Annotated in this window: 21 protein-coding genes; 7 read left to right on the top strand and 14 right to left on the bottom strand. The window is 63.1% G+C overall.

Features of this window, described 5'->3' with window-relative positions:
• Positions 1 to 36: 36 nt before the first annotated feature.
• Complete coding sequence (locus K3136_RS11155; RefSeq protein WP_221430386.1) at positions 37 to 1,560, bottom strand: alanine/glycine:cation symporter family protein; 1,524 nt, start codon at positions 1,558 to 1,560, stop codon at positions 37 to 39.
• A 240-nt stretch (positions 1,561 to 1,800) separates the two neighbouring features.
• On the opposite strand from K3136_RS11155, the gene secE reads away from it, so the two are divergent.
• Positions 1,801 to 2,034: a preprotein translocase subunit SecE gene (secE, locus tag K3136_RS11160; protein WP_221430387.1), complete on the top strand. Its 234-nt coding sequence runs from the start codon at positions 1,801 to 1,803 to the stop codon at positions 2,032 to 2,034.
• 24 nt (positions 2,035 to 2,058) lie between these two features.
• Positions 2,059 to 2,595 (top strand): transcription termination/antitermination protein NusG, encoded by a 537-nt coding sequence (gene nusG, locus K3136_RS11165; protein ID WP_221430388.1) that lies wholly within the window; start codon positions 2,059 to 2,061, stop codon positions 2,593 to 2,595.
• An 80-nt stretch (positions 2,596 to 2,675) separates the two neighbouring features.
• On the opposite strand, the gene K3136_RS11170 is transcribed toward nusG, so the two are convergent.
• The gene (locus K3136_RS11170; protein ID WP_221430389.1) at positions 2,676 to 3,605 is read right to left on the bottom strand and encodes a TolB family protein; all 930 of its coding nucleotides are present in this window, start codon (positions 3,603 to 3,605) and stop codon (positions 2,676 to 2,678) included.
• 140 nt (positions 3,606 to 3,745) lie between these two features.
• On the opposite strand from K3136_RS11170, the gene K3136_RS11175 reads away from it, so the two are divergent.
• Positions 3,746 to 4,714 (top strand): helix-turn-helix transcriptional regulator, encoded by a 969-nt coding sequence (locus K3136_RS11175; protein ID WP_221430390.1) that lies wholly within the window; start codon positions 3,746 to 3,748, stop codon positions 4,712 to 4,714.
• Here K3136_RS11175 and K3136_RS11180 read toward each other — a convergent pair.
• Positions 4,711 to 5,469 carry a CPBP family intramembrane glutamic endopeptidase gene (locus K3136_RS11180; protein ID WP_221430391.1) on the bottom strand — a complete coding sequence of 253 codons (759 nt, stop codon included), beginning with the start codon at positions 5,467 to 5,469 and terminating at the stop codon, positions 4,711 to 4,713. The genes K3136_RS11175 and K3136_RS11180 overlap by 4 nt on opposite strands.
• Positions 5,470 to 5,548: 79 nt before the next feature.
• Complete coding sequence (locus K3136_RS11185) at positions 5,549 to 6,250, bottom strand: PspA/IM30 family protein (RefSeq protein ID WP_221430392.1); 702 nt, start codon at positions 6,248 to 6,250, stop codon at positions 5,549 to 5,551.
• Between the two features lie 450 nt (positions 6,251 to 6,700).
• On the opposite strand from K3136_RS11185, the gene rplK reads away from it, so the two are divergent.
• Both rplK and rplA read left to right on the top strand, forming a co-directional pair.
• Positions 6,701 to 7,132 carry a 50S ribosomal protein L11 gene (gene rplK, locus K3136_RS11190; protein ID WP_221430393.1) on the top strand — a complete coding sequence of 144 codons (432 nt, stop codon included), beginning with the start codon at positions 6,701 to 6,703 and terminating at the stop codon, positions 7,130 to 7,132.
• A 4-nt stretch (positions 7,133 to 7,136) separates the two neighbouring features.
• Positions 7,137 to 7,829: a 50S ribosomal protein L1 gene (gene rplA, locus K3136_RS11195; RefSeq protein WP_221430394.1), complete on the top strand. Its 693-nt coding sequence runs from the start codon at positions 7,137 to 7,139 to the stop codon at positions 7,827 to 7,829.
• Positions 7,830 to 7,926: 97 nt separating this feature from the next.
• On the opposite strand, the gene K3136_RS11200 is transcribed toward rplA, so the two are convergent.
• The 7 genes from K3136_RS11200 to K3136_RS11230 all read right to left on the bottom strand — a co-directional run bounded on the left by K3136_RS11200 (position 7,927) and on the right by K3136_RS11230 (position 17,472).
• A complete protein-coding gene (locus tag K3136_RS11200) occupies positions 7,927 to 10,866 on the bottom strand; it encodes a DUF2339 domain-containing protein (protein ID WP_221430395.1) in 2,940 nt (979 codons plus the stop codon).
• Positions 10,867 to 10,910: 44 nt separating this feature from the next.
• Positions 10,911 to 11,666 (bottom strand): competence/damage-inducible protein A, encoded by a 756-nt coding sequence (locus tag K3136_RS11205; protein WP_221430396.1) that lies wholly within the window; start codon positions 11,664 to 11,666, stop codon positions 10,911 to 10,913.
• Between the two features lie 33 nt (positions 11,667 to 11,699).
• Positions 11,700 to 13,217 carry a flavin-containing monooxygenase gene (locus tag K3136_RS11210; RefSeq protein WP_221430397.1) on the bottom strand — a complete coding sequence of 506 codons (1,518 nt, stop codon included), beginning with the start codon at positions 13,215 to 13,217 and terminating at the stop codon, positions 11,700 to 11,702.
• Positions 13,218 to 13,286: 69 nt separating this feature from the next.
• Positions 13,287 to 14,684, bottom strand: a complete 1,398-nt coding sequence (locus K3136_RS11215) for a hypothetical protein (protein WP_221430398.1) — start codon at positions 14,682 to 14,684, stop codon at positions 13,287 to 13,289.
• Positions 14,685 to 14,727: 43 nt separating this feature from the next.
• Positions 14,728 to 16,101: a polysaccharide biosynthesis protein gene (locus K3136_RS11220; RefSeq protein WP_221430399.1), complete on the bottom strand. Its 1,374-nt coding sequence runs from the start codon at positions 16,099 to 16,101 to the stop codon at positions 14,728 to 14,730.
• Positions 16,098 to 17,147 (bottom strand): hypothetical protein, encoded by a 1,050-nt coding sequence (locus K3136_RS11225; RefSeq protein WP_221430400.1) that lies wholly within the window; start codon positions 17,145 to 17,147, stop codon positions 16,098 to 16,100. Before K3136_RS11225 ends, K3136_RS11220 begins: the two co-directional genes overlap by 4 nt.
• 19 nt (positions 17,148 to 17,166) lie before the next feature.
• On the bottom strand, positions 17,167 to 17,472 hold the full coding sequence (locus tag K3136_RS11230) for a PilZ domain-containing protein (protein ID WP_221430401.1): 306 nt from the start codon (positions 17,470 to 17,472) through the stop codon (positions 17,167 to 17,169).
• 114 nt (positions 17,473 to 17,586) lie between these two features.
• On the opposite strand from K3136_RS11230, the gene K3136_RS11235 reads away from it, so the two are divergent.
• Both K3136_RS11235 and K3136_RS11240 read left to right on the top strand, forming a co-directional pair.
• Positions 17,587 to 18,615 (top strand): LacI family DNA-binding transcriptional regulator, encoded by a 1,029-nt coding sequence (locus K3136_RS11235; protein WP_221430402.1) that lies wholly within the window; start codon positions 17,587 to 17,589, stop codon positions 18,613 to 18,615.
• An 81-nt stretch (positions 18,616 to 18,696) separates the two neighbouring features.
• On the top strand, positions 18,697 to 22,029 hold the full coding sequence (locus K3136_RS11240) for an amidohydrolase family protein (RefSeq protein ID WP_221430403.1): 3,333 nt from the start codon (positions 18,697 to 18,699) through the stop codon (positions 22,027 to 22,029).
• Between the two features lie 79 nt (positions 22,030 to 22,108).
• Here the strand turns inward: K3136_RS11240 and K3136_RS11245 are convergent, their stop codons facing one another.
• From K3136_RS11245 to K3136_RS11255, 3 genes are read right to left on the bottom strand one after another with little or no spacing between them, the layout of a single operon-like run.
• On the bottom strand, positions 22,109 to 23,452 hold the full coding sequence (locus tag K3136_RS11245) for a methyl-accepting chemotaxis protein (protein WP_221430404.1): 1,344 nt from the start codon (positions 23,450 to 23,452) through the stop codon (positions 22,109 to 22,111).
• 57 nt (positions 23,453 to 23,509) lie between these two features.
• Entirely contained in the window at positions 23,510 to 25,294 is a 1,785-nt protein-coding gene (locus K3136_RS11250; RefSeq protein ID WP_247711338.1) for a methyl-accepting chemotaxis protein, read from the bottom strand.
• Positions 25,291 to 26,829 (bottom strand): putative bifunctional diguanylate cyclase/phosphodiesterase, encoded by a 1,539-nt coding sequence (locus tag K3136_RS11255; protein ID WP_247711339.1) that lies wholly within the window; start codon positions 26,827 to 26,829, stop codon positions 25,291 to 25,293. Before K3136_RS11255 ends, K3136_RS11250 begins: the two co-directional genes overlap by 4 nt.
• Positions 26,830 to 26,863 lie beyond the last annotated feature (34 nt).

Genomic DNA, 26,863 nt, shown 5'->3' on the forward strand with positions numbered 1-26,863 from the left:
CCCCTTATCTTTGTCCGTCGCTGGAGGCGGAGGAGGTCAGTACTCCTCCGGTTCCTCCGGCGTATCGGCGGTGTAGTTCTTGCCTGCGGTCTTGTCGCCCCGGGCGAGTGCGAACACCACTCCCGAAAGCAGGACCAGCGCCAGCAGGTTGGGCACGACCATCACGGCATTGGCGATGTCGCCCATGCGCCAGATCAAATCGCTTTCCCGGCTCGCGCCAACGAAGATACCCACGCACCACAGGACGCGCCATGCCATATGCAGCACCTTCTCGCCCTTCAGGTTCGAACCCGGAATACGGTCGTAGATGAAGGTGATCGCGCGTTCGCCGTAATAGCTCCACGTCAGCAGCGTGGTGAACACGAACAGGAGCAGCGCCACCGATGCCACCAGCGTTCCCAGCGGGATCGCCCCGATCTCGAACGGGAAGGCGGCGGCGAACGCACCGCTGGTCACGGCAAAGCCATCGAGGTCCGCCTGCCATGCATGCTTCACGGCACTGCCGGCATGGGTGAAGTCACCTTCAACCGTCAGGATTACCAGCGCCGTCATGGTGCAGATCACGATGGTGTCGATGAATGTGCCAAGCATGGCCATGCGGCCCTGGAACTGCGGATCGTCGGTCTGTGCAACGGCGTGGGCGATCGGGGTCGAACCCTGGCCCGCTTCGTTGGAGAACAGGCCGCGAGCCACACCGGCCCGGATGGCGAGGATGACCGCTGCACCCACGAAGCCGCCGCTGGCCGACTGCGCGTTGAACGCGCCGCCGAAGATACGGCTGAAGGTTTCGGGGATGTCCTGGATGTTCAGCAGGATCGCGATGATCGCCATGACGATGTAGGTCGCCGCCATGAAGGGTACGACCTTCTCGGCCACATTGCCGATCGACTTGATCCCGCCGATGATGACGATGAAGACAAGGATCGCGACGATCAGTCCGCCAAGCCATTCCTCGATCCCGAACAGTTCGTTGAGGCCGTCTGCCACGGCGTTTGCCTGGATGGCGTTGCCGGTGACAAGACCGCTGATCAGCGTGCCGATACAGAAGAAAATGGCGAGCCAGGTCCACTTGGGACCAAGGCCCATCATGATGTAGCTCATCGGGCCGCCGCGATAGGTGCCTTCGCTGGTCGTTTCGCGATAGCGGATAGCCAGCGCGCCCTCGGCGAAGGCCAGCGCCATGCCGAACAAGGCCGTGATCCACATCCAGAAGATGGCGCCCGGACCGCCCAGCGCGATTGCGGTCGCCACACCTGCGAGGTTACCGGTGCCGACCTGTCCGGAAAGCGCGGTCGACAAGGCCGCGAACGGCGAGATTTCACCTGCCCCCTTGCTCTTGCGGCCGGCGAACAGGCCCTTCACCGCTGCACCAAGGTTGGTGATCGGATAGGCCCTTAGGCCGATCATGAACCACAGGCCGGCGCCCAGAAGGATAATTGCCAATGGCGGGAAGGGAATGACGGCTGCACCATCCCATGTCCCGCCCCAGATGAAATCCGCCACATTGGTAACGGGGCCAAGCAGACGTTCGTCCAGCGTGGCCGGTTGGCTGGTTGCCATTCTTATATTCCCCTCAAACGTCCCGTATTTGGTAAAGCGCGCAAGCTAGCCACGTCGCGCCAGCTTGGAAAGGCGCAAAAACGCCGCTCTCCACCGCTTGCCTTTTGGGCGCGTGCCGCCTAAATGCCTCTGCGTCTTCCGACATCGATGAAGGAAAAGCCCCTCCCGAACTTGTATCGGGGCGGCGAAACCCCCATCCCGGAAGAGACATAAGTTTCAACGCGAGAGCACGAGCAGATCATGGCCGAAACGCCCGACAAGACACCCAAGGCAGCCAAGGCGAACAAGACGTCGCCCGCCGAATTCGTCCGTCAGGTCCAGACCGAAGGACGCAAGGTCGTCTGGCCGACCCGCCAGGAAACGATCCGCATCTCGATCTTCGTCTTCATCATGATGACGATCCTCTCGCTCTTCTTCCTCGGCGTCGATTCGCTTTTCAACGTCGTGGTCGGCTGGCTGATGACGCTGGCCTGATTTTCCAGGGGTAACGAGAACACTATGGCACGCTGGTACATCATCCACGCCTATTCGGGCTTCGAAAACAAGGTCCGCGATTCGATCATCGCCGAGGCCGAGCGTCTGGGCCTGTCCGAAGGCGTCGAAGAAGTTCAGGTCCCGACCGAGACCGTGACCGAGGTCAAGCGCGGCAAGAAGGTCCAGGTCGAACGCAAGTTCATGCCGGGCTACGTCCTCGCCAAGCTCAACATGACCGACGACGTGTACCACCTTGTGAAGAACACGCCCAAGGTCACCGGCTTCCTCGGCAACAACAACAAGCCGCAGGCCATCTCCGAAAAGGAAGCCGCACGCTATTTCGGCGGTGTGGAAGAAGCCAAGTCGGCTCCGAAGAAGCAGGTTTCGGTCGATTACGAAATCGGCGACCAGGTCAAGGTACTCGACGGTCCCTTCGCCAGCTTCAACGGCCTCGTCGAGGAACTCGATTTCGACAAGCAGAAGGTCAAGGTTTCGGTCTCGATCTTCGGCCGCGCAACGCCGGTCGAACTCGAATTCGAACAGGTCGAGCTGGTCAAGTAAGACCGGTCTTCCGAACCCACGAAAAAGGGGCGCCCCGCGATCCGCGAGGCGCCCTTTTTTCGTTGGGACAAGCTCTTGTCCTAGTCCGATGAACGGGGGAAGCGGATGACCCTGAAGGCGCTGCCCTTGGATCGCTCGGAAACATAGACGTCCGAACTCCCCTCACCACCGGCGCGGTTCGAGCCGAACACAAGCATCGATCCGTCCCAGGAAATCGATGCGCGCGATTCCCCGGCATCCGAATTGACCTGTTCGATCGGCTGCGGCTCGTTCCAGTCATCGTTGATAGTGGCGCGGGTCGCAGTCCAGATATCGCTCGCGCCCTTGCCGCCCGGACGATCGGAATCGAAGACGATTTCCAGCCCGTCGCGGCTCAGGTTCGGACGCGCGTCGCTATATTCCGTGCTCAGCGATTCCACCTTCGACACCTGCCCCTGGTTGTCCGCGACATAGATGTCCTGGCCACCGTCGCGCGTACTCGAGAAGTAGATTACCGGACGCCCCCCGGCCCCTTCCACAATGGTCGGGCTCCATTCCTGCGCCGGACTGTTGATCGGCCCGGCAAGTCTTTGCGCACTTCCGAAGCCGCCATTCGGGCTGCGCCGGGCCACATAGATGTCGCCATTGGGTTCGTCTTTCTTGCTAACGAAATAGAGGCGGTTGCCGCGCGTGGGCGTGGGGCAGAATTCATCGGCAACCGAGTTTATGTTGGAGCCGGCATTGACAGGTTCGCCCCAACCGTCCCCTTCCCAGGGGGCGATCCAGATATCGAGGCCGCCGAACCCGCCCGGGCGCGTGGAAGCGATGTAGAGATCGTTGCTCATCGGATCGAGGATCGGGCAGCCGTCACCCTGAGGGCTGTTGGGTGAGCCGTCATTGCCGGAGTATTCTTCGGCATTCTCGGGCGCGCTCCACGGCCCGAAACTGCTGGCGACTATTGCCGCCGAGGCACCGCCGGCCACGGCGAAGATCGCCAGAAAGCCCATTGTCTTCTTCACTTTGATGCTCATTCCCATATCCTCCGTTGATAAGAGGATGCGAGGCTTTCACTCTTCACTGGGAATTGCTTGGACAAGAGTGTGCCGGACTTGTCCTATTGCGACTCCGCGCGACGCTTTATTTGCACAACTTCCGAAAGGAGGTGGCTTGGTTGCAGGGCTCGACACAAATTCCGCAGCATTTCGGCGTAAGGCTGGCAGATGTCGACGAGCCGGATCGCCATGTCGCCATTCGTGAAGTGTTTGGCCGGGGATGGCTGAACGTCGAATTCGACGCCTATGACGCACGTCCTGCAATCTCCGCCGAAATAGACCTCCTGCCCGGGGTTTCGATCACCCGGGGCAGCTACTCGCCGCATCGAGCAAGGACATTGGCGGACGGATCGCTTGGCGATGACGACGTCGCCCTGTGCTGGGTCGAGACGCCGGGCAACTTCGAACTGGACCACTTGTCGCAACTGCGCGAACTGGAGAGCGGCGAGGCGGTTCTCACCTCTTGCGCGGACCGCATGCAGGGTCGCAACGACGCCGTGGCTTATCCCACGACGATCAAGCTCTCGCGCAAGAGCGTCCTGCCGATGCTGGAAAGGGACGATGTACTGGGTCGCACGATCGCGGCGAACGATCCCGCCTTCCGGCTACTGCGCCAATACCTCGACCCAGCGCTGAAATACGCCCGCCAGTCGGGCCCCGAGGGGGCGGGCATGGTCGCGCACCAGATCAACGATCTCGTAATCCTGGCGCTCGGGGCGAGTGCAGACGGTCACGCCATGGCTGCCGAGCGAGGCCAGAAGGCGGCGCGCTATGCCGCGATTTGCGAATGGATCGATCGCAATCATCTCGATCCGTCCCTGTCGATCCAGCAATGCTGTGTGCAGTTTGCGCTCGGCCGACGAGCGATACAGTCACTGTTCGCCGAGCACGGGACCAGCTTTACGCGCAAAGTGCGGGAGCGACGTCTTTTGCAGGCCTATCGGTTGCTGGGCAGCCCCGATCATGCAGCCAGTTCGATTAGCGAAATCGCCTATTCGGTGGGCTTTGGAGACCTGTCCTATTTCAACCGCCGGTTTCGCGACCGCTTCGGAAAGCGACCGGGCGATGTCAGGCGAGAGGCGCTCTAGGCGGCAATCAGGCCCAGCTTCTCGGAATAGGCCAGGCTGAGCATCAGGACGTCGACGGCCATATGCGCCAGCACACAGGCCCAAAGATTGCCACCGAAGCGAATCCGCAGCCAGCCGAAGCCGATACCCACCACCCCGGTGATGATCACGCCGCCAAAGCCCTGGTATAGATGGGGGAGGCCGAATAGCGCGGCCTGGATCAGGATTACCGGCCACATCTTCCCGGCCAGTCCCGGCAGGCGGAACAGGCGGTCCATCAGGAAGCCGCGCCAAAGCAGCTCCTCGCCGAGGCCTGCTGCGAATAGCGCCACCAGTACAATCCACATCAGGAACGCGAAGTGGCTCTCCGTCGCCCAGCCGATCACCTGCTCGACGTCGGGCAGACCGAAGCCTGCTGCCTCGACCAGCATCGCGCCGACGGTGAACCAGATAACGATCGCGATCGTGGCGATCACCGCCCAGAGAAGGGTTTTTGGCCAGCTTTGCGGTGTGCGCAGGTTCCATGCCTCGCCTAGCGCCCCATCGGCCCGCAACCACAGCCACGATACGAACAGCCCGCCCGCCATGCTTGTCGCTACCGACACGGCAGCGCCGGTAGAGGTCTCGCCCCAGATGGCGATCGCGGGGATGCCAGCCATGAAATAGGCGATCACGACAGTGAGGAACTGGAGCGTGAAGCGTCCCCAGCCAAGCTGTCTTGCGCCGCCGGTCGACGGGACCTGTTCTTCGGTATTCTTCAGATCGCTGGACGTCATGAACTTGCCCCCAAAATGCGCTCGCAAAGGAAAAGGGCGGCGCCCCCCGGCACCGCCCTATCAACTCATGGCTTTACGATCACGATGCCTTGGCGCGTTTTCCGCCCTTCTTTGCGGGCGCCTTCGTTGCCTTGGCCGAACTGCCCGAGCGCATGGCGGCGAGTTCTTCCTCGACCGTACGTTCGCGGCGCATTTCCTCGATTTCGCGTTCGACGCTCGCATTGCCGCGGCAGGCGGCGCTGTCCTCGGTCGCGAAGGCGGTGCGCTTCTCGAGGGTTTCGATATGGTCCATCCGGCGTTCGGTCCGGCTTGCGTAGCCACCGCCCGATGCCCGTCCGCTGGCATTGCCGTCGGAGGCGCGCTGGTCGGAGAGGCGCTGTTTCACCTCTTCGCGCTTGGTTTCCAGTTCGCGCTCGGCCGCTTCCATTTCAGCCATGTCTGCGCCCAGCTTGTCGATGTCCTGCTTCAGGCGATCGATGCCGCCGCGGCAATCTTCGCGGGCGATCAGCGCCTGGCGGGCGAGATCTTCGCGGCCGTTGTCCATCGCGATCCTGGCCTTGTCGCCCCAGTCGGCTTCGCGCAGTTCCGCCTGCGTCAGCTCTGCTTCGAGCCGATCCTTCTGGCGGCGGGCCTTCGACATTTCGCCCGACAGCCCGATCAGGGCCTCTTCAATTTCAGCCTGGAGCCGGGCCAGCATCTTGGCCGGGTTCGACGCGCCGTCGAGCGCGCTCGTCACATTGCTGGAAATGAGTTCTTTCACCTGGATGGCGATGCGAAACATGTTTGCGTCCCCCTGTTGCAGTCAAATACTTGCCTAACGACAATGTATTAAAGCTTTGAGACCGGAAAGATAGGCCCGTTTTAACCATCAAATGGGGTAAAGCCCGATTTCCTGCGCGCGAGGACTTTCGTATCGCATGCGATTGACTTTGGCCGCGCCAAGCGAAGCCGCTTGTCCCAGCATGCCGGGACAACGCTCGCCGGAGCGGTTTTTAAGCCAAGACCGTGTTCCATGTGATTTATCCCGAAGGAACCGCTCGTGGCCCTTTCCAAGCTGCGTGCTACAGGGCACTCCGACGCTTGCATTTGCGCGCAGAATCGCTATGTGCGCGCCTTCCCAAGCGACAGTTCGGGATTCCACGCGGGAGGAATGCCTCACGGCAAGCCGCTCGACCGCTCAACATGAGGCTCTCTCGAAAGAGGCAGCCGACAGTGTGAAAGGAGGCCAGTGATGGCCAAGAAGATCGAAGGCTACATCAAGCTGCAGGTGCCCGCGGGCACTGCAAACCCCTCGCCCCCCATCGGCCCGGCTCTGGGTCAGCGCGGCGTGAACATCATGGAATTCTGCAAGGCGTTCAACGCCGCCACGCAGGACCTCGAAAAGAACGCTCCGATCCCGACCGTGATCACGGTGTACGCGGACCGTTCGTTCAGCTTCACCACCAAGACCCCGCCTGCTTCGTTCTACCTGAAGAAGGCCGCCAAGCTTAAGTCGGGCTCGAAGGAGCCGGGCAAGGTTTCGGCCGGCACCATCAAGAAGAGCGCCGTCAAGGAAATCGCGGAAGCCAAGATGGCTGACCTCAACGCGAACGATATCGACCAGGCAATGAAGATCATCGAAGGCTCCGCGCGTTCGATGGGCCTCGAAGTGGTGGAGGGCTAAGAACATGGCCAAGCAGACCAAAAAGCAGCAGGTTGTCGCCAAGCTCGACAGCGAAAAGCTCTACACCGTGGACGAAGCACTCGCCACGCTGCGCGAGCACAAGTCGAAGTTCGACGAAACCGTCGAAGTCGCCATGAACCTCGGCGTCGATCCGCGCCACGCCGACCAGATGGTCCGCGGCATGGTCTCGCTCCCGAGCGGCACCGGCAAGGACGTGCGCGTCGCCGTGTTCGCCAAGGGCGACAATGCCGAGAAGGCTCTTGCTGCCGGTGCAGACAAGGTCGGTGCCGAAGATCTCATGGAAGACATGCAGAACGGCAACCTCGACTACGACCGCGTGATCGCGACCCCGGACATGATGGGTGTCGTCGGTCGTCTCGGTAAGGTTCTCGGCCCCAAGGGCCTGATGCCGAACCCGAAGCTCGGCACCGTCACGCCGAATGTGGAACAGGCTGTTAAGGACGCCAAGGGCGGCCAGGTCGAATTCCGCGTCGAGAAGCAGGGCATCATCCACTCCGGCATCGGCAAGCTGTCGTTCAAGGACGAAGACCTGAAGACCAACTTCAAGGCCCTGACCGACGCGATCGTCAAGGCGAAGCCGTCGGGCGCCAAGGGCAAGTATGTCCGCAAGGTCACGCTGACCTCGACGATGGGCCCCGGCCTCAAGGTCGATCTCGGCGAAGTCGAAGGCGCTTAATATCTGCGCTACCGCGCTTCGCGCTACTTGAGCGCGGAGACGCTTTCCTACTTCGGTAGGGCATGAAAAGGGCCGGGGGGAAACCTCCGGCCCTTTCTCATTGTGCGGCAGGCGTGGCTTTCAATTGCCGCGAATAGAACCAGCCGATCCCGATCAGGCTGGCGCCCAGTGCCACGAAGCTGGCGATGCGGATCAGTCCTTCGAGGCCGGCTGTATCGAAGGCGAATACCTTGATCACCATCGCGGTCATCAGGACCAGCGAACCCACGCGCCATGTCCTTTCTTCACGGCGGCTGCCGATCAGCAGGAACACGATCGCCATCACGATCCCTACGAGCGAGCGGAGCAGGTCCTCCGCCTGCGTCATCGGTTCGGGTGGCAGGATCGAACCGGCAAAGACCTGCCGCAGCAGGGTAAGCGCCGTCAGCAGGGCGACAACCATGATCGCCCCGTCGAAGGCCACCCGAAAGCGCGGTATCCAGATGCGCAGCGATACCAGCGCCCCAATTCCGATGGCACCAGAAAGCAGGGCCAGATTGGCCAGCGGTGCAGGACCTACGGCCTGTGCGTCATACAGCGGGTTATGCAGCAACAGGGCGAACCATGCGAAGTGTATGAGCGCCAGGCTGCCCAGGACAGTCGCTGCCCGGATGTTCGGCCCTATTCCGGCAACGCCTCGCGCTGCGAGCCAGGCCGCGCCGAGCAACAGTGCCTGCCAGGCCGTCCGCTCGGCGAGGCCGAGATCGCGGAAGTCGGTCATGCTGTCGATAGCGAAGACCTGCTTGAAGAACACATGCAGCGTAATGACCACGAGGAGGACGGCTGCTGGCAACAGGGCCAGGGTGCGGTCGCCCGCCAGGCGTACCACGCTGGGGATCGCGCCGATCGCAATGGCGAGCGGCAGGAGGAAACCGGCAGCTTCGCGCACGCTCGGCAGGTCGGAGAGCATCATCGGGTTGCCGGCGAAGGCTTCGAGCCCATGCTCCAGCCAGAAGAACAACGGATCGAGCGCCCAGAGCGCGATGCAGATCGTCAGCGCCACCATCGCCGTCTCGCGCGTCGGCAGGCGCCAGCGCAGCGCGAGGATCGAGGCCAGCGCCAGCCAGACGAGGGCAATCGGCGGGAGGAGTTGAGCGAAGGTCGCAAAGCCAAGCAGCGCGGCGAAGAACTCCGCCGCGTGGCGCCGCTTTTCGGCCAGGTCGACAATCGCCAGCGCGGCGAAGACCGCTGCAGCTGCAATCCAGCGCAATGCCGAGATGAAATCCGGGACGCCGCTACCGGTGAAGAGACGCTCCATCTCTCTCCAGCCTCCATCGCTCGGCACGAGGCTGATGGCCGTGACGACAGCGAAAAGAATGGCGAGCGCGCCATAGGCATGGCTGGCATCGAGGCGGGGGCGCATCACGGCGATAAGGCCGAGCGTGATTGCCGCTGCGGCAAGTGACGTCATCCAGTCGGGAAGGATGCACAGCGCGGCAAGGAACAGGAGGATTGCCCCCGATGCGAGTGCCGCGACGGTCTCGAACGGGCGCGTCTCGCTCCAAAGCAGCCGGGCGGCGTAGAGCGGGATGCCGGCGAGCGCGATGAGGCCCAGTGCCTCGGGCCATTGGAGTGCGTCGGTCGCGAGGCTGCCGAACTGGCTCAACAGGACAATGCCGACGGCCAGCGGGATGCCCGCGGCCATGGCCGGTTCGACGAGGCTTTCGCGGTCGCGATGCAGGTGGAGGAGCGGCACGCCTGCAAACAGCATGACGATGGCAGCTGCGATGAGCGAGAACTCGAAAGTGCCGAAGTCGGGCCACAGCGAGAGCAGGATCACGGCGATGATCCCCGCCATGACATTGCCGACCCGCATCTCGGGCCGCTCCCAGGCAAAGAAGGCAAGCGCGGCGCCGAGAAGGAGGTAGAGCCCCCAGGCCAGCAGCCCGAAGCCGGCCGATTCCACGAGGATCGCCAGCTGGATGCTCGCCACTGCCGCCGAGATCAGTCGCGCCGGGTTCTCATGGACCTTGGACACCAGCATGGTCGGCAGGATCGCGCCGAGAACGATTGCATAGACGCCGACTGCCGCGATGTCCGCAGAACTCATCCCGCCATCCATCAGCAGCAGGAAGCCCCATCCGAGACCCGCGACGAGGGCGGCAAGTCCCAGCCAAGGGCGTCCCTGCCGGTTGCCGGTATAGGTCAGCCCGCTCGTGATCAGCGCGAGGTAGAGCGAGAGCAGCGGCAGGTTCGCTTCGTCACCGCCGACCAGCAGCGGGGCCATGAAGCCACCGATCAGGCCGAGGATCGCGCTGGGCAAGCCGAAGCGGAATGACACGAAGATCGCCAGTGCGGTGACCGCGGCAAGGCCGAGGAAAGCGAAGCTCTGCCCGATCAGCCCGTATTGCGTCCCGGCGAGGTAGAAGCCCGCATAAAGCGTCGAAAGGCCGGCACCCGATAGCGCCTGTCGCACTCGGTCGTCACCCACGCGCTCCCGGAAGCGATAGGCTACCTCCGCGCCGGCGAGCAGGACGAGGCCGAACAGGAAGGCGAGTGCCACGCGAACAGGCGGGGTCAGGAGCCCTTCCTCGATCGAGTAGAGAACGCCCAAGATGCCGCCGACTGCCAGCGTGATCCCGCCGACCCAGATCGGGAGGCGGTGGCCGAAGATCTCCTCCAAATCGAAACTGCGGGCCGCAAAATCCGTGGGTTCGACGACTTTTTCGTCCTCCTGCTCGAATGCAGCCTCGCGGGTGGCAACCACTTCCCCTTCCGGCTCTGCGGAGCGGGTCGAGAGCGTGACTGTCGGCGTCGCCGGTTCGGCTGCGACCGCGAACTCCCGCTCCTCCTCCACTTCGTCGGGCAGGGGCGGCTCTGCGACAGCCACCTCTGTATCGGCTGGCGGCTTCACGCCGCGCAGCGCGAGGTCCATCAGGCGGGCATCGGTATCCGATTGGCGCAGTTCCAGTTCTTCAAGGCGCAGCTCGGCCTTGTAGAGGCGCTGGAACAGCGCAGCGCAGGCAGCCATGAGGCCGAGGACCAGGATCCAGAGCATGGTGCGGCAAGGCTAGCGCGCTTCGCGTCCAGCGCAAGCTGCGGTCAGATTCCGCCGTGGGTAAAATCGAAGCCCGCTTCCGTCAGGCCTTCGCACAATGTCTTCAGGCACTTGTCGAGTTCGGCCCGGTCGGTGGAGCGCACGACGAAGTTAGACCCCACGCGCCCGTCGCGGAAGAAGGGATAGCTGCCGATCTGGCAATTCTCGTAGGCGTTTTCGACATCGCGAAGCAGGATGGAAACCTCGCTTTCGGGAATGAAACCGCCCACGGTTTCGGAAATCAGCGGAGCGCCGCCTTCGAGGCTGCCGGTAAGCGCATCGAGCATTCCCGCGGTGATGTGCGGCACGCCTGCCATCAGGTGGATATTGCCGATCCGGATTCCCGGCGCGCCCGACATGCGATTGGGGATCAGTTCCGCGCCATCGGGAACGCGCGCCATGCGCAGCCGCCCTTCGGTAAGGCCACCCTTGTCGGCATAGTATTTCTCGAGGATCGCGCGCGCCTCGGGATGGATGATAACCGGCACGCCGAGCGCCTGCGACACGGCATCGACGGTGATGTCGTCATGCGTCGGACCGATCCCGCCGGTGGTGAAAAGGTAGTCGTAGGCTTCGCGCAGCGCATTGACCGCTTCGACGATCCGCTCGATCACATCGGGCACCACGCGCACCTCGGACAGGCGAATGCCCTGGACCTGAAGCCAGCTGGCGACCTGCGCGATGTTCTTGTCGTGAGTGCGGCCCGAGAGGATCTCGTCGCCGATGACGACGAGGCCCGCAGTATAGATGCGATCAGTCATGCCCGAACTCGTAATGCGGCTGGCAGCGGAAAGCTACTCTGCTGCTTCGAGTTCTTCTTCCGCCCCGCGGGCATTGGCACCCTTGCGGCGCAGCGACAGGATGCCGTCATCGACCGGGTCTGTGCTCATCCGCTTGCGATCGAGCACATATTCCTGGTTGAGCCGCCACGGATAATTGACCGCGTTCTTGGGCATGATGTGCTTGGATCGCTGGATATAGCCGGACGAGAAGTCGAAAATGTCGTCTTCCTCCAGGCTGTGGTTCTCGGGCAGGACGGGGACGGCGACATCCGCATCCTTTGCCTTCATCTCGTTCAGCACGCGGCAGACGTAGTCCGAATTGATGTCGGCGCGCAGCGTCCAGCTGGCGTTGAGATAACCGAACACCACCGCGAGGTTGGGCAGGTTCGAGAACATGCAGCCCTTGTAATAGAAGCGATCGGCCAGATCGACCGGCTGGCCTTCCTGCGAAAGCTGGATCTTGCCCGCCACGGCCAGCTTGAGCCCGGTCGCGGTGACGACGATATCGGCTGGCAGGAAAGTGTCGTCGGTGAGACGCACGCCGCCCTTTTCGAACGCCTTGATGTGGCCGGTCACGACCTCGGCCTTGCCGCTCTTGATCGCCTCGAACAGGTCATCGTCGGGCACAAGGCACAGGCGCTGGTCCCAGGGGTCATAGGGCGGGGTGAAGGGGGTGAGGTCGAAGTCCTCGCCCATGATCTTGTTGATCTTCTTGTGCAGGAACTGCTTGACCTTCTCGGGCTTGTTGCGCGCCCGCTTGAAGCCGATGTCCTGCAGCTTGATGTTCTTGAAGCGGGTGATGCGATAGGCGAGCTTTTCGGGCAGGATCTTGCGCAGGAAGTTTGCCAGCCCGTCCTTCGCCGGACGCGAGAACATCCATGTCGGCGTGCGCTGGAGCATGGTGACCTGGGCCGCCTTGTCCGCCATCGAGGGGACGATCGTGACGGCCGTCGCGCCCGAGCCGATCACGACGACATTCTTGCCGGCATAGTCGAGGTCCTTGGGCCAGAACTGCGGGTGGATCACCTGTCCGCTGAAGTCGCCGAAGTCGAAGCCCGGGTCATAGGGTTCATCGTAATCGTAATAGCCCGAGCCGAGATAGAGCCAGTTGGCGGTGAGCATCTTACGCTCGCCATCGTCGGTTTCGAGAGTGACGTGCCAGCGCGCGTCTGCCCCGCGCCAGTCGGCCGAAATGACCTTGTGGCCGAAGCGGATGTGGCGGCGGATATCGCGCTCATCGACGATGCGGTCGAGATATTCGAGGATGGACGGCCCGTCGGCGATCGATTTCTCGTGCTTCCATGGCTCGAAATCGAAGCCCAGCGTGTGCATGTCGCTGTCCGAGCGGATACCGGGGTATCGGAACAGGTCCCAAGTGCCGCCAAGGTTTTCGCGCCGTTCGACGATCGCGAAACTGTGATCGGGCGCCTTCTCCCGCATGTGCGCTGCCATGCCGATGCCGGAAATGCCGGCACCCACGATCAGCACATCGAAATCGGTGGCGCGGTTGCTCGTTGGTCTCTCTCCCATGAGCACCAGACTACCCCAAGCGCGCGGCGAGGGAAAGTGTAAGTTGCGCGGTGCAACCTATCGGCTGTCTCAGGGGGCCTTTGCGGCGAGCGCGCGGCGCCTTTCGGCAGGGGTCTGTTCGAGGAAGCGGGGCGTGTTGGCTTCCTGTTGGAGCAGCGCATCCCGAATGCCGGTCGGCCGCGAGATTCGCATGAAAACCAAGGCGAGCAGGAACGGCCCGAAATAGAAGGGCAGGGTCCGCAGGAGGGTCAGCAAGGTGCCGTCGCGAAAGCCCAGCACGGTCATCGCAATGGCCAGCGCATAAGCCAGCCTTGCGAGCGGACCACCCCTTCGCATCAGCAGAAATCGGTAAATCCCTCCGAAGATGATCGCGAAGATCGAAGCCTGGATCACGATGCCCGGATAGCCGAGGCTCATCCAGCCGATCCCCGGCATGGAGGCGGTCATGCCGATCGGGCGACCATAATCCCACAGCGAGAAGTGCTGGATGGGCGACCCGACGGGCTTGTCTTCCCAGATCGCACGCGGGACAGGCTCGGTGAAAACCTGCAGGACATGGGCGAAATAATCGTAAGTGCCGGTGCGCTGGGGAACCGCATAAACAAGGTATTCGAAGTACTCGAGGCTGGCGAAGTCCATGTGTTCGAGCGGATCGAGCGTCTGTTCGTCGATATATCCATCACCGAGGTCCTCGGCCACGATCGAGCGGACCGCGCCGCCGCGGTCGATCACGATCTGGTTGAAGGCGACGGCTGCGACCAGCGCGAGTGCAACCGCGCGCCAGTCGAACCACTTGCGGCCTTTCTCCAGCAGCCAGCAGATGGCGACGGCAGCGGTCGCATAGATGATCGCGTGGCGTGTTCCCGTGCCTGCCTGGAGGAATGCGAAGCCGGCGAAATAGGCCCATCCCCACCAGCGGTAGCGCGACAGCCAGACCGTCATGACGGCCATTGGCGCCATCATCAGCGCGGCGTCGGTGAACCAGCCATTGCCCTGGATGTTGACCATGTTCCCGGTTGCTGCATCGCGTACCATGGTCTCGAAATTGTTCACTCGCAGGACCCAGTTGCCGATCTGCGAATAGGCGGCGATCGGAGTGAGCAGCGCTATCGCGGCGAGGAACGGCTTGAACACCACCGCGCGTATCCGGTCGTAAGCCTCGCGCGGTTGTGCGTCGGGCGCTCTTGAGCCGATGCCGAGGGTCAGCGCGATGAAAACCAGCATGCCGAGGTTCGCGCCAAGGATGACCGTGATCTTGTCGGACATCGACGGCTGGAAATCGTACAGGCGATAGACGAAGTCGAAATCGTACCAGCGTGCGACCAGCGGCCGGAAAACGAAGATGAAGCCGTGGAAGACGAGGTAGAAGCTGGCCGGATGTGCCAGCGCCGCCGCCGGGTGGCGCAGATAGGCGATCACTGTCGCCATGAAGACGATGACAGAGGCGAGGAGCAGGAAATCGTACACTGGCGAAGCTTCTAGCGCCAGGAGTGGCGAGAAAACAGGCCCGTCATGGCTTTGCCTTGAGCAGGCCGATCAGATTACGAACATCCTCTGCCCGTTCACGCGAGATGACCTGCGCGCAGTAATCGGGAAAGCTCCACTCCAGTGTCCTGAGCGCCCTCGTGAGAGCCGGGATGAGCTGGCTGGCCTCGGCAAGGATGAGCGGAAGGACGAGGATATGGAGAGGCACGTCCACGGCCATCAGCGCGATCCCCAATATCAGGGCGGCAACGGAGCCGGTCAGGTAGATGCCGATCAGGCGCGCATGCCGATTGTCTGCTGCGAGCACGGCGACGGGGGCAGCCGACAAGGCGCGCAAGGTAGCGGCCACGACCAGGATCACGGCAACGGCAGGGTTGAAGGCCGTCTGGCCCAGTGTGTAGAGATTTTGCAGCCACGCACCTGCGGCCAGCAGGGCGGCCCCGAACAGCACGGAGACGACAAGCGATACAAGGGTCATGGTCGCCAGCAAGCGGCGCTGCAGGTCTCGCCGGTCGCCCTCCAGATAGCCGCTCTCGTAATATTGCATCGCGAAGGACATGTTGGTGAACAGGTCGAGCAGTCGCGTCAGCGTTCGTGTGGCGACGAAGCCTGCGAGCACGACAGCGCCGAAACCTGCTCCGACCACGAGCACATAGCCTTGCAAATTGATGCCGAAGACCAGCGGCATCAGCATGAAGGCGAGCGAAGGTTTCCAGATCTCGGCAAGGCTTTCGCGCGCCGGCTTGCGCGGGCCGGCGAACAATTCGGGGCTGGCTTTCCGCGCGGCAAAATAGATGACGGCGGCCGCAATGCATCGGGTGAGCGCTAGGCACATGGCAAGCGTGGCCAGGCTGTCCGAAAAGGTGACGGCGGCGGCAATCACCACGATCTCGACCAGGCTGGCGGCATTGTAGAGGAAGATATGATCTGGATAGCGCCCGGCCACGCGAAACGGGATATCGAACACCGCCATCTGGCTGGTCGCGAAGATATAGAGCCCGAGCCATGCCGCGGCTGCCGCGACATCCATGATCGCAACCCCATCGCCGGGATCGATGAAGGCCGGTGCGGCAAACATGGCGGTGCCAGCAAAAAACAGGGCCAGCATGGCGGTCGCTACCCCTCCGATCGACCACGAGGTGCTAAAGTCGCTGCGTGCACGCGGCATGTCGCCGCTGCGGGCGGCGGTCAGTGCGGCTGCGCCGCCGGCGCCTGCGAAGCCCGTCCCGACAAGGGCAATGTACGCGGGGACCGAGAATACGATCAGCCACGTCCCGACCCGCTCCGCGCTCCAGCTGGCGAAGAAGATCGGCAGCGTTGCGAACTGGACGAGAATGCGGGTGGCGATCGAAGCGAGATTTGCGGCAACCCCGCGCAGGATGCGGCGACGATCACTCACTCTTCATATCCACGGCCCAAAAGTTTCCTGCCGACGACCTTGGCCGCCTCTACGGTCGATTGCGCGGCGCCGTATGCGAGAGTGCGAGTGCGTTCGCGGCGCGGGTGCGCGGCCCATTGATTGTAGCGCGCGGAAATCGGCCCTTCGAGCAGGCTGACCCATTGCTCGACCAGCCTGTCGGTCGCGAAGGCTTCGGCCTTCTGGTGCCCGGCGCTTACGATCGATTGATAGAGAAACGCGTCACTCCGCAGCCTTTCGACCTGCATCAGCAATTCCTGCCGGTTGGTGGCAAGCAAATGGTCGATGCCCGCGGTGCCGACCTGCGCAAAGGCAGAATCCGCGCCGCCAACGAAAGGTACGCCGGCAATCCAGGCGTTGATCATCTTGTTGGCAGGCTTTCGCGAATGGCGCGAATTGCCGAAGCTGCGCAAGCCGACGGCAACGTCGATATCTGAAAAGTCGTGCCACCGCTCGGCCGGGCGAGCGACGAATTCGATCCCCCGCTGTGCCATCAGGCCTCGCCATTCGTCTTCGCTGGCGGCGAGATTTCCGTCGACATTACCAAGGAAGCCGACCCGCTTCACGCCTTCGCGGGCCGGATCGCGCGGAATGATGCCTGCCTGCGGCCAGAGATACTGCAGTGCGGCGTCGTCGCACAGGAGATCGGCATTTTGCTGGATGTGGAACTGCGCCCAAAGGACGCGCGGGTAGTCGGCCTGGATCGAGACCTGGAACAGCCCCTTACCCGGTCCGGACCGGCTGAGTGTCTTGGCCTTGGCGATGTTGATGCGGCCTTCGGCGGGCTCTGTTGCGATTTCAATTCCGCCGAATCCGGCATCGCGCAGCCGGCACCATGTCTGCACCGTCCAGCACAGGTCGCCGTTTTCGGCAAATGAGCTCATGATGTCCGGACGCTGCAGGAGCAGGGCCTCGAAAATCTCCGACGCGATCGCTTCTCGCGCGCCGAACCTGTCATTGTGCACGAAGCGGACGGGGACCTTCGATCCCAGATCCCGATCGCCCTGTGATACTGTGGTGCCGCTCATGGCCTGTCAGACAGCGAGGTTATTCTTCATCGCCCTTTTCGGACATGAATTTCACGATGTGATCGAGCACGCCGTCATGCAGCTTGTAGTCGAAAGACACACCTACCGTATGCCCATCGCGCCAGCGGACCATCGCCGGGAGCGGGCCGATCTTGCCGACCTTGACCGAAATTTCCTTGCCGACCTCCAGGATCGAGAAGCGGTCGTAAAACTGGCAGCCGGTCTTCGAGATGTCCTTGATCCAGATCTCGCGCGCGTAATTGTTGCGCTGGCGCCAGGCTCCGGCGACCTTGACCTCATGCCGTTCGCTACGACGGTTTTCCATTGATCCCCACCTTCGAATTGAACCCGTCTTTTTTCATGCGGAACCGCGGTGCGCAAGGCCTCTCGCAATCTTGTTTGGCTTGGGTTAGGGGCGGGCGGGGAGATTGCAGCGAATATGACAAAAGACGCGAACGAGCGCCCGCACAGGGTTACTTCCATCGATGTCGCCGAACGTGCCGGAGTAAGCCAGTCGACGGTCAGTCGCGCGCTGTCGGGATCGGAAACGATCACCGAGGCAACCCGCCGTCGCGTCGAGCAGGCTGCAGCGGAGCTCGGCTACCACGTCAACATGCGCGCAGCGGGACTGCGCAAGGGCGAGACCGGCACCATCGCCATCGTCGTCATCGGGCGCGAGGGGCAGGGTCCGGCTGCGATCAACCCCTTCTATTACAGCCTGCTCGGCAGCACCTGCGCGGCCGCTGCAGAACGGGGCTATGAAGCGCTCGTGTCCTTCCAGGCGAAGGAAGACGAACTTTTCGGCCATTACGTCGGGCGCCGACAGGCGGACGGGGTCGTCGTGATCGGCACTGCGACCAATGGCCCTGCATGGGACTATTTCCGCGATGTCGCCCGGTCGAGCAGGGCAATCGCCTTCTGGGGCTCGCCCTTCGACGATGCGGTCTGGGTGCGCTCGGACAATCGCGATGGCGGGCGGATTGCAGTCGAGCGCCTGATCGCCAGCGGTGCGAAGGACATCGTCTTCGTCGGCGACACCAACTCGTCGCAGAAACAATTCCGCGAACGTTTCGAAGGCTATCAGGAAGCCATTGCTGCGGCTGGTCTCGAAGTCCGCGATCCGATCGTTTCGGATGGCGAAGACCGCGTTTCGCAAGGCCGCAATGCGGCCGCCCAGCTGGTCGAGTCGGGCGCCGACTTCGACGGCCTTTTCTTCGCCTGCGACGCCATGGCTCTCGGTGCGCTGGAAGAATTCGCAACGCGCGGCGTCGATGTGCCGGGCAAGGTCGGCGTCGTCGGTTTCGACGGACTGGGATCGGGCGAATTCAGCAATCCGCCCCTCACAACGGTCGAGCCGGATTTTGCCGAAGCCGGTCGCTTGCTGGTGGAGACTGCACTTGCCGCCGGCGAGGAGCAGGCCGAAAGGCGCGTTCCTGTCCGGCTGGTAGAGCGTTCGAGCGCTCGCTGAAGCCTTTCGTCGATTGGCGGTTTGCCAATCGCCACCCGCCGCGTCTAAGCCTCCCCCACATCTCATTGGGGAGAGACTTTCATGAAGACCAGCATCGCTTCCGCCCTCGCGCTCGTATTGTGCGCAGGCTCGGCCCACGCACAAAACCAGGAGCCCGAACCGAGCCCTAACCCGGTCGAGGAGCAGGAGGTCGATGCCTCGCAGGACGAACTTCCGCCCGAAGGCAGCGGCGAGGAAGTCGATGCCGCGGCAGCGACTGTCCCCATTCCCGGATCGGAGAAGAAGGACGAGGGCTGGGACGTCACCGCCCCGCGCGGGTCGGTCCTGCGCGAAGTCGCGATCGACACCGACGAGGGCACGTGGATGGACGTGGACGTCTCTCCCGATGGCCGCATGCTCGCATTCTCGATGCTGGGCGACATCTACACCATGCCGATTTCCGGCGGCACGCCTACGCGCATCGCCGAGGGCCTCGCATGGGAAATCCAGCCGCGCTTTTCGCCCGATGGCACCCGTATCGCTTTCATCTCCGACCGTGGGGGCGGCGACAATATCTGGCTGATGAATGTCGACGGCTCGAACAAGCAGCAGGTCACCAAGGAAACCTTCCGCCTGCTCAACCAGCCCAGCTGGTCGCCCGACGGACGCTACATCGTCGCCAAGAAGCATTTCACCACGCAGCGCAGCGCCGGTACCGGCGAAATCTGGCTCTACCATGTTTCGGGCGGTGGCGGCGTCCAGCTCGTCAAGCGCGCCAGCGACGCCGTGCAGAAGGAACTGGGCGAACCGATCTATGCGCCCGATGGCAATGCGATCTATTATACGCGCAACGTCACTTCCGGCCCGATCTTCGAATATGCGCAGGATTCCAACGCCGGCATCTTCAACATCGAGCGCTACGATATCGACACCGGCGAGGTGACGACGGCGGTCGGTGGTTATGGCGGCGCGGTCCGCCCGACGCCTTCGCCCGACGGCAAGAGCATCGCCTTCGTTCGCCGCGACAAGGACCAGTCCCAGCTTTGGGTAAAGGACCTGTCCAGCGGGCAGGAGCGCATGATCTATGGCGCGCTCGATCTCGACCTGCAGGAGACCTGGGCGGTCTATGGCGTCTATCCGATGATGAACTGGATGCCCGACAGCCAGAGCATGGTCGTCTGGGCGGGCGGCAAGCTGCGCCGGGTTGCAGCCGATGGTTCTGGTGCGCAGGACATCCCCTTCCGCATCACCGATACGCGCATGGTCGCTGAAGCGCCGCATCCGGTGATCGATGTCGCGCCCGACAGCTTCACTGCCAAGATCCCGCGTTTCGCCAGCGTTTCGCCCGACGGGCGCACCGTGGTTTTCGAAAGTCTCGGCAAGCTCTACACCAAGCCGGTCGGCAGCAGTGCCGAGCCGCGTCGCCTGACTTCGGGCGGCGGTGACAGCCTCGAACTCTGGCCGACATGGTCGCGCGACGGCGACCGCATTGCCTTCGTACGCTGGACCGATGCCGGTCTCGGCAACATCGTGACGGTCGATCCGCGCGGTCGCGGCGAACGCGTCGTGACGCGCCAGCGCGGCCACTATGCGGTGCCGCAGTTCTCGCCCGATGGCGATACGATCGTTTTCGAAAAGCGTGGCGGCGGCTACCTGACCTCACCCGATTTTTCAGAAAGCCAGGGCGTCTACGCGGTTTCCGCCAGCGGCGGCACGCCGCGCCTGGTGGCACGCGACACGGCCACCCCGCAATTCGGCGCCGATGACGACCGCGTCTTCCTGCTCGCTCGGGCAGGAGGCAATCTCCAGCTGATCTCGGCCGATCTCGATGGCGAGAAACGCCGCGTCCATGCGCAGGGCGATCTGGCCAATGATTTCCGCGTTTCACCGCGCGGGGACTACGTCGCCTTCCGCCAGAACTACGAGGTCTTCGCCATGCCGCTGCTTCCCGGCGGCCAGACCGTGACCGTTGGTGAAACGGCAAGCTCGCTTCCGGTGACCAAGGTCAGCAAGGGCGGTGCGGACTATATCGGCTGGGCCGACAATGGGTCGACGCTTCACTGGTCGATGGGGCCTGTGCTCTATCGCGCCAGCACCGGCGCGCTGACGCCCAATGCACCGGGTGATGAAGCTCCGAAGTTCACGCCTCCCGACACGGGAACCTCGCTGGCCCGCACGATCGCGGCCGACAAGGCGACCGGCACGGTAGCGATCACCGGCGCGCGCATCCATACGATGGCGGGCGAGGGTGCCGGCACCATAGAGAACGGCACGATCATCATCGAAGGCGACCGCATTGCCGCGATCGGTCCGGCATCGAGTGTGCAGGTGCCGAGCGGCGCGACCGTTATCGATGCAGGTGGCCGCGTGATCATGCCCGGGCTCGTCGATGCCCATGCGCATGGCGCGCAAGGCACGGGCGACCTGGTCCCGCAGCAGAACTGGTCGCAGGTCCAGGCCCTCGCCATGGGCACGACGACGATCCACGATCCTTCGTCCTCCGCCAGCATGATCTTTGCCGCTGCCGAGCGCCAGCAGGCGGGCACATTGCTCGCTCCGCGCACATTCTCGACGGGCGAGATCATCTACGGCGCCAAGGCGCCCAGCGTCTACGCGCGGATCGACAGCTACGAGGATGCTCTTGCCCACGTGCGCCGGATCAAGGCGCAGGGCGGTATCAGCGTGAAGAACTACAACCAGCCCCGGCGTGAGCAACGCCAGCAGGTCGTGGCCGCCGCGCGTGACGAGAACATGCTGGTCGTGGCCGAGGGCGGTTCGCTGTTCGGCATGGATATGAACCTGATCGCCGACGGCAATTCGACCGTGGAGCACAATATCCCGGTCGACGTGATGTACGAGGATGTGCTGCAAATGTTTGCAGGCTCCGACACGAACTACACGCCGACGCTGACGGTGACCTATGGCGGCCTTGCGGGCGATCCCTACTGGCGCCAGGCGACGGATGTGTTCGACAACCCGCTGCTGGTCCACACGCCGCCCAAGATGCTGCTCGCATCGACTGCACGCCGGACCAAGGCACCCGACTGGGCCTTCGTCGACGACAATTCGGCTCGCGAAGCCAAGAAGCTCGCCGATCGCGGCGTGAAGGTCAGCATCGGTGCGCATGGGCAGCAGCCAGGTGTGGCGGCGCATTGGGAGCTTTGGAGCTTCGTGCGCGGCGGCATGTCGCCGGTCGAGGCGCTGCGTGCGGGCACTATCGAGCCGGCAAAGTCACTCGGCATGGGCCGCGATATCGGGAGCCTCGAGGTCGGCAAGCTGGCCGATCTGGTCATCCTTACCGCCGACCCGGCCGAGAACATCCGGAACTCGGACGATATCGCGCAGGTGATGCTGGGGGGCCGTCTCTACGACGCCAGGACCATGAACGAGGTCGAGACCGGAGACGAGGAGCGCCTGCCCTACTGGTGGGAGTGAAAGCGACCCCGCTGAAAAGCGAAAGGGCGGCCCGGTCATCCCGGGCCGCCCTTTTCCTTGGGGTATTTCTAGATGCGCGTCACGTTGCGCGGATGCGGGCGATGAGCTTATCGCATTCCGAGCGCATGATCCCGGCCTGCTGCTCGAGCTCGCTCGACGATGCCAGGACCTGGCTGGCAGCGGCGCCGGCAGAGATGCTGGCTTCCTTCATCTGGCCGATATGGCTGGCAACTTCGTCGGTGCCGCGGGCGGCCAGGTCGATGCTGCGCGCAAGGTCCTGACCCGCGACCGACTGCTGGTCGACCGCGCTGGCAATCGAGATGGCAGTCGTTTCGAGCTGCTTGATCTGGTCACCGATCGAACGCAGCGCGTTGACGCTGGCACCGGTGGAATTCTGCATGTTGCGGATCTGGTCGGCGACTTCTTCGGTCGCACGGCTGGTCTGTGCCGCCAGTTCCTTCACTTCGCTCGCCACCACGGCAAAGCCGCGGCCCGCTTCGCCGCCGCGTGCTGCTTCGATGCTGGCGTTGAGTGCGAGCAGGTTGGTGCGCTGGGCAATCGACTGGATCAGTTCGACGATCTGACCCACCTGTTCCGCCGAAGCGGCGAGGGTGGAGATCGTCTCGTCCGCGCCTTCGGCATCGTCAGCGGCCTTGCGGGCGAGTTCCGCCGAATGCGAGGCCTGGCGGCTGATCTCGCCAATCGACATGGCGAATTCGTCCGACGCGGCTGCGGCTGCGGTCACGCCGCCCGAGGCCTTTTCCATGGCGCCCGAGACGTCGCTGGCCTGCGAAGCAGACTGCTCGGCAGCGGCTGCCATGCCCGAGGCGGTCGAATTGAGCTGGCTTGAAGCGCTTGCGACGCTTCCGGCGATTTCACCGATCGTGTTCTCGAAGCCTTGGGCGAATGCCAGCAGTTCCTGCTTGCGCTTTTCGGAGGCCTCCTTGCGACCGGCGAAGAGTTCGTCGAGCTTGGTTCCGGACTTGGCGAAGACCAGCAGCGAGCGGGCGAGATCGCCGATTTCATCGACGCGCGAAGTGTCACCTATCTCGATATCGCGTGCCCCCTGCGAAAGGCGCCGCATTTCTCCCGCAACATGCTGGAAGGGCGCAATCACATTGTTCAGCAGGAACCGCAGGCTGAAATAGCCGCCAAGCAGCGAGAGTATCGCGACGAGGAGGATAACCGTGCGCGCCGCGCCGGCATATTCGGCGTAGGAAATGCCGACCAGGCCGGCAATCGAAACGGTGATCACACCGCCAAGCGTGAAAATCGAAGTGATCTTCGCTTTTTCCGGTAGCGACTTGGCCATGAACCAGGCGGAAATACCTTTGAGTTCGGCACCTTCAGCCGTGCTGCCAGTTTCCACTGCCGCGATTTCGCGGCTCAATTCTTCAGCCAGAATATTGCTTTGAGCATTCATTTCAGGCGGCTCCCCAAACCAGTCTTCCTGTCATAGCCGCCTATAGTTAACAGTTTGCTATGCGGCCCTTACTTGCTGCAAGAACTGATCGACCTGGTTGCGCAAGATCGAAGCCTGCGCCTCGAGCGCGTCGGCGCTGCCCAGGACCTGCGATGCGGCAGCTCCGGTGGCGAGGCTTGCTTCGCGCACCTGGACGATGTTCGAAGACACTTCGTCGGTCGAACGCGCGGCAAGGTCGATGCTGCGTGCAAGGTCCTGGCCCGCGACCGATTGCTGGTCGACTGCGCTGGCGATCGAGATGGCAGTCGTTTCGAGCTGCTTGATCTGGTCACCGATCGAACGCAGCGCGTTGACGCTGGCGCCGGTGGAATTCTGCATGTTGCGGATCTGGTCGGCGACTTCTTCGGTCGCACGGCTGGTCTGTGCGGCCAGTTCTTTCACTTCGCTGGCCACGACCGCAAAGCCACGACCTGCTTCGCCGCCGCGCGCGGCTTCGATGCTGGCGTTGAGTGCGAGCAGGTTGGTGCGCTGGGCGATCGACTGGATCAGTTCGACGATCTGGCCGACCTGTTCCGCCGAAGCGGCGAGGGTGGAGATCGTCTCGTCCGCGCCTTCGGCATCGTCCGCGGCCTTGCGGGCAAGTTCCGCCGAATGCGAGGCCTGGCGGCTGATCTCGCCGATCGACATGGCGAATTCGTCCGATGCGGCTGCCGCTGCGGTCACGCCGCCCGAAGCCGTTTCCATCGACTGGCTTACAGCGCCGCTCTGCTGGGTCGCCTGTTCCGCAGTCGACGCCATGCTCGAGGCGGTGGTGTTGAGCTGCGATGAGGCAGCGGCAACGCCGTTCACCACTTCGCCGACAGTCGCTTCGAAAGTCACGGCAAGGCGCTGGAGTTCGGCCTTGCGCTCACTGCGCATGGCGTTCTGTTCGCTGGCCAGTTCCTCGATCCGGAAGGCAGCTTCGCGGAACACGTCCAGCGAACGGGCCAGGTCGCCCAGCTCGTCCTTGCGTTGGAGGGCGGGGATGTGGACATGCTTGTCGCCTTCGGCCAGCTGCTGCGAAACGTCGGTCAGGCGGCCGACCGTCCGGGTCACGTCGCGTGCGATGATCCTGGTTGTGACAAGGATCAGGCCGATCCCTGCGCCAGCCGCCACGAAGAAGGCGACAAAGAGCCAACCGATGACGGTGCGCGAATAGGCGTCGTGTTCGGCGGCGTAGGCGATCAGGTCGGAGCGCAGTTCGGTGCTCGCGTCATTGAAGGCATTTCCGTCAGCCACGGCAGCCAGCGAAATATCACGCAACTGCTCGCCATCGGTGGCTGCACGCGATCGCTCGATATCGCCTTCGAATGTGGTGAGCTGCCCGCGAAGCGCTTCGATCGTGTCGAGATGCTGGGGCAGGTGAGTGCCCGCAATTGCTTCGAGATCATTGAGGTTGCGACGGGCATCCTTGGCTGCCGTCCGGCCATTTTCGAGCGCTTCGCGGTTTCCGCTCAGTGCATAATGCTGGACCTCGACGACCGCGGTGGTCGCATTCACCTTCAGTTCGCTTGCAGAAGCGATTGCATCCGAAAGCTCCATGCGTTCCGAACGAAGATCGAGCGCCAGCCAGCCACCCACGAGGACGGAAAACAGGATCAGGACGACCGCGCCGATATTGGCGAGCGAGAGCGAACGCAGCTTCGACCCGAGGGACATGTCCGCAAAGAAGCCGAGCACGCCCTCGCGATGCGCTCCTTCGGAAGGATCGAACCGGGGCTCGGCTTCGAATTCCGCGTCATGGTCCTGCAGGAGTACGGCGTTCGCCATCAGTTCGCTGGCGGCCCCGGTCGGCGCATTCATGCTACTTTGCTTCCCTTATCCGGACGGCCGCCTTCTTTCGCGCCGTCATTGCTCTTTGCGAGTTGTCTGGTGATTTCGTCGGCGGGCATGGCCTTGAAATAGAGCCAGCCCTGCATCTGGTCGCAGCCTGCCGAGCGGACCATCGCGGCCTGTTCTTCGGTCTCCACGCCTTCTGCGGTCACATCCATTTTCATCGCCCGCGCGACGGTGATGCTGGACAGCATCATTGCGCGGCTGCCCTCGTCCTCGCTGGCCTGTGCCACGAGGCTGCGGTCGATCTTCAGCTTTTCGAAGCGGAACTGTCGCAGGAAACCGATCGAAGCATATCCCGTGCCGAAATCATCAAGCGCGATGCGAACGCCGAAGCCGCGAATAAGTGCGAGGCTGCGCTCGGCGACGACGGGGTCGAGCACGAGGCAGGTCTCGGTGATTTCCAGCTCGAGCCGTTCGGGTTCGAAACCCGTTTCCTCGAGGATATGACCCAGCTGGATCGGAAATTCCGGATTGCGCAGCTGGGCGGCGGAAATGTTCACCGACAGCGTGACACCTTCCCACTGCCCGGCATCGCAACAGGCTTGCCGCAGCACCCAAAGACCGATCGGATTGATCAGACCCGATTCCTCGGCCACCGGGATGAAGGCGCTCGGTCCGATGTCCTTGCCGTCCGGGCGGTCCCAGCGAAGCAGGGCCTCGACCGCCGTGATACGCTGGCTCTGGCTGTCGAGCAGCGGCTGGTAATGCAGATGGAATTGCCCCAGCGCGAGCGCGGCGCGAAGGTCATCTTCCAGTTCCTTGAGCTGTTCGCGGCTGCGATCGAAGGCTTCGTTGAACCAGGTGCAGCGCATCTTGCCGCCGCGCTTGGATGCATACATCGCCACATCCGACCGGCGAAGAAGCTCGGAGGAATCGATTTCCTGTCCAGGGATACTGCGCGCAAGCCCGATGCTGGCTCCCAGTGTCAGGCGGCGGTCCTCGACCTTGATGGTCTTGGACATGCGCTCGATGACCCGGCGTGACTGGCCCTCCAGCAGGGTGCCGGCAAGCTGGCCAGACATGAGAACGGCGAACTCATCGCCATTCAGCCGGTAAACTCGCGCCTCTTCTCCGCAGATATCCGCGATGATCGCGGCTATTTGCTTGATGGCCGCATCGCCGAGGATGTGGCCATAGTGATCGTTGACGACCTTGAAGCCGTCGACATCGACCAATGCCAGAGCGGTCTCCTGCTCCTTGGAAAATTCGATTTGCAGGTCGCGGTGCAGCGCCCGGCGATTGGGCAGGCCGGTCAGCGCGTCGTTGTTCGAAAGCCTGTCGAGTGCGCGAAGATGGCGGATCCCCATGAGCGAGAATGCGACGATGCTCGCGAAAAAGGCGACGAGACCGCCGCCAAGAACAGCAGTGAGAGAAACCGTGCCGGTTTGCGGTCCGACCACGCCGAGGATGGCGGTCGCAAGCACGATCCCGGCCAGCGCGGCGAGGGGCGCAAAAATGGCGAACTGCGTCCCGCGCTGTGTCTTGTCGGACTGAACTCGCACAATACCTCCTCGGCAGCCGACAGTCGTGCCGGGC

This window comes from Qipengyuania gelatinilytica, assembly GCF_019711315.1.
Classification (GTDB): domain Bacteria; phylum Pseudomonadota; class Alphaproteobacteria; order Sphingomonadales; family Sphingomonadaceae; genus Qipengyuania; species Qipengyuania gelatinilytica.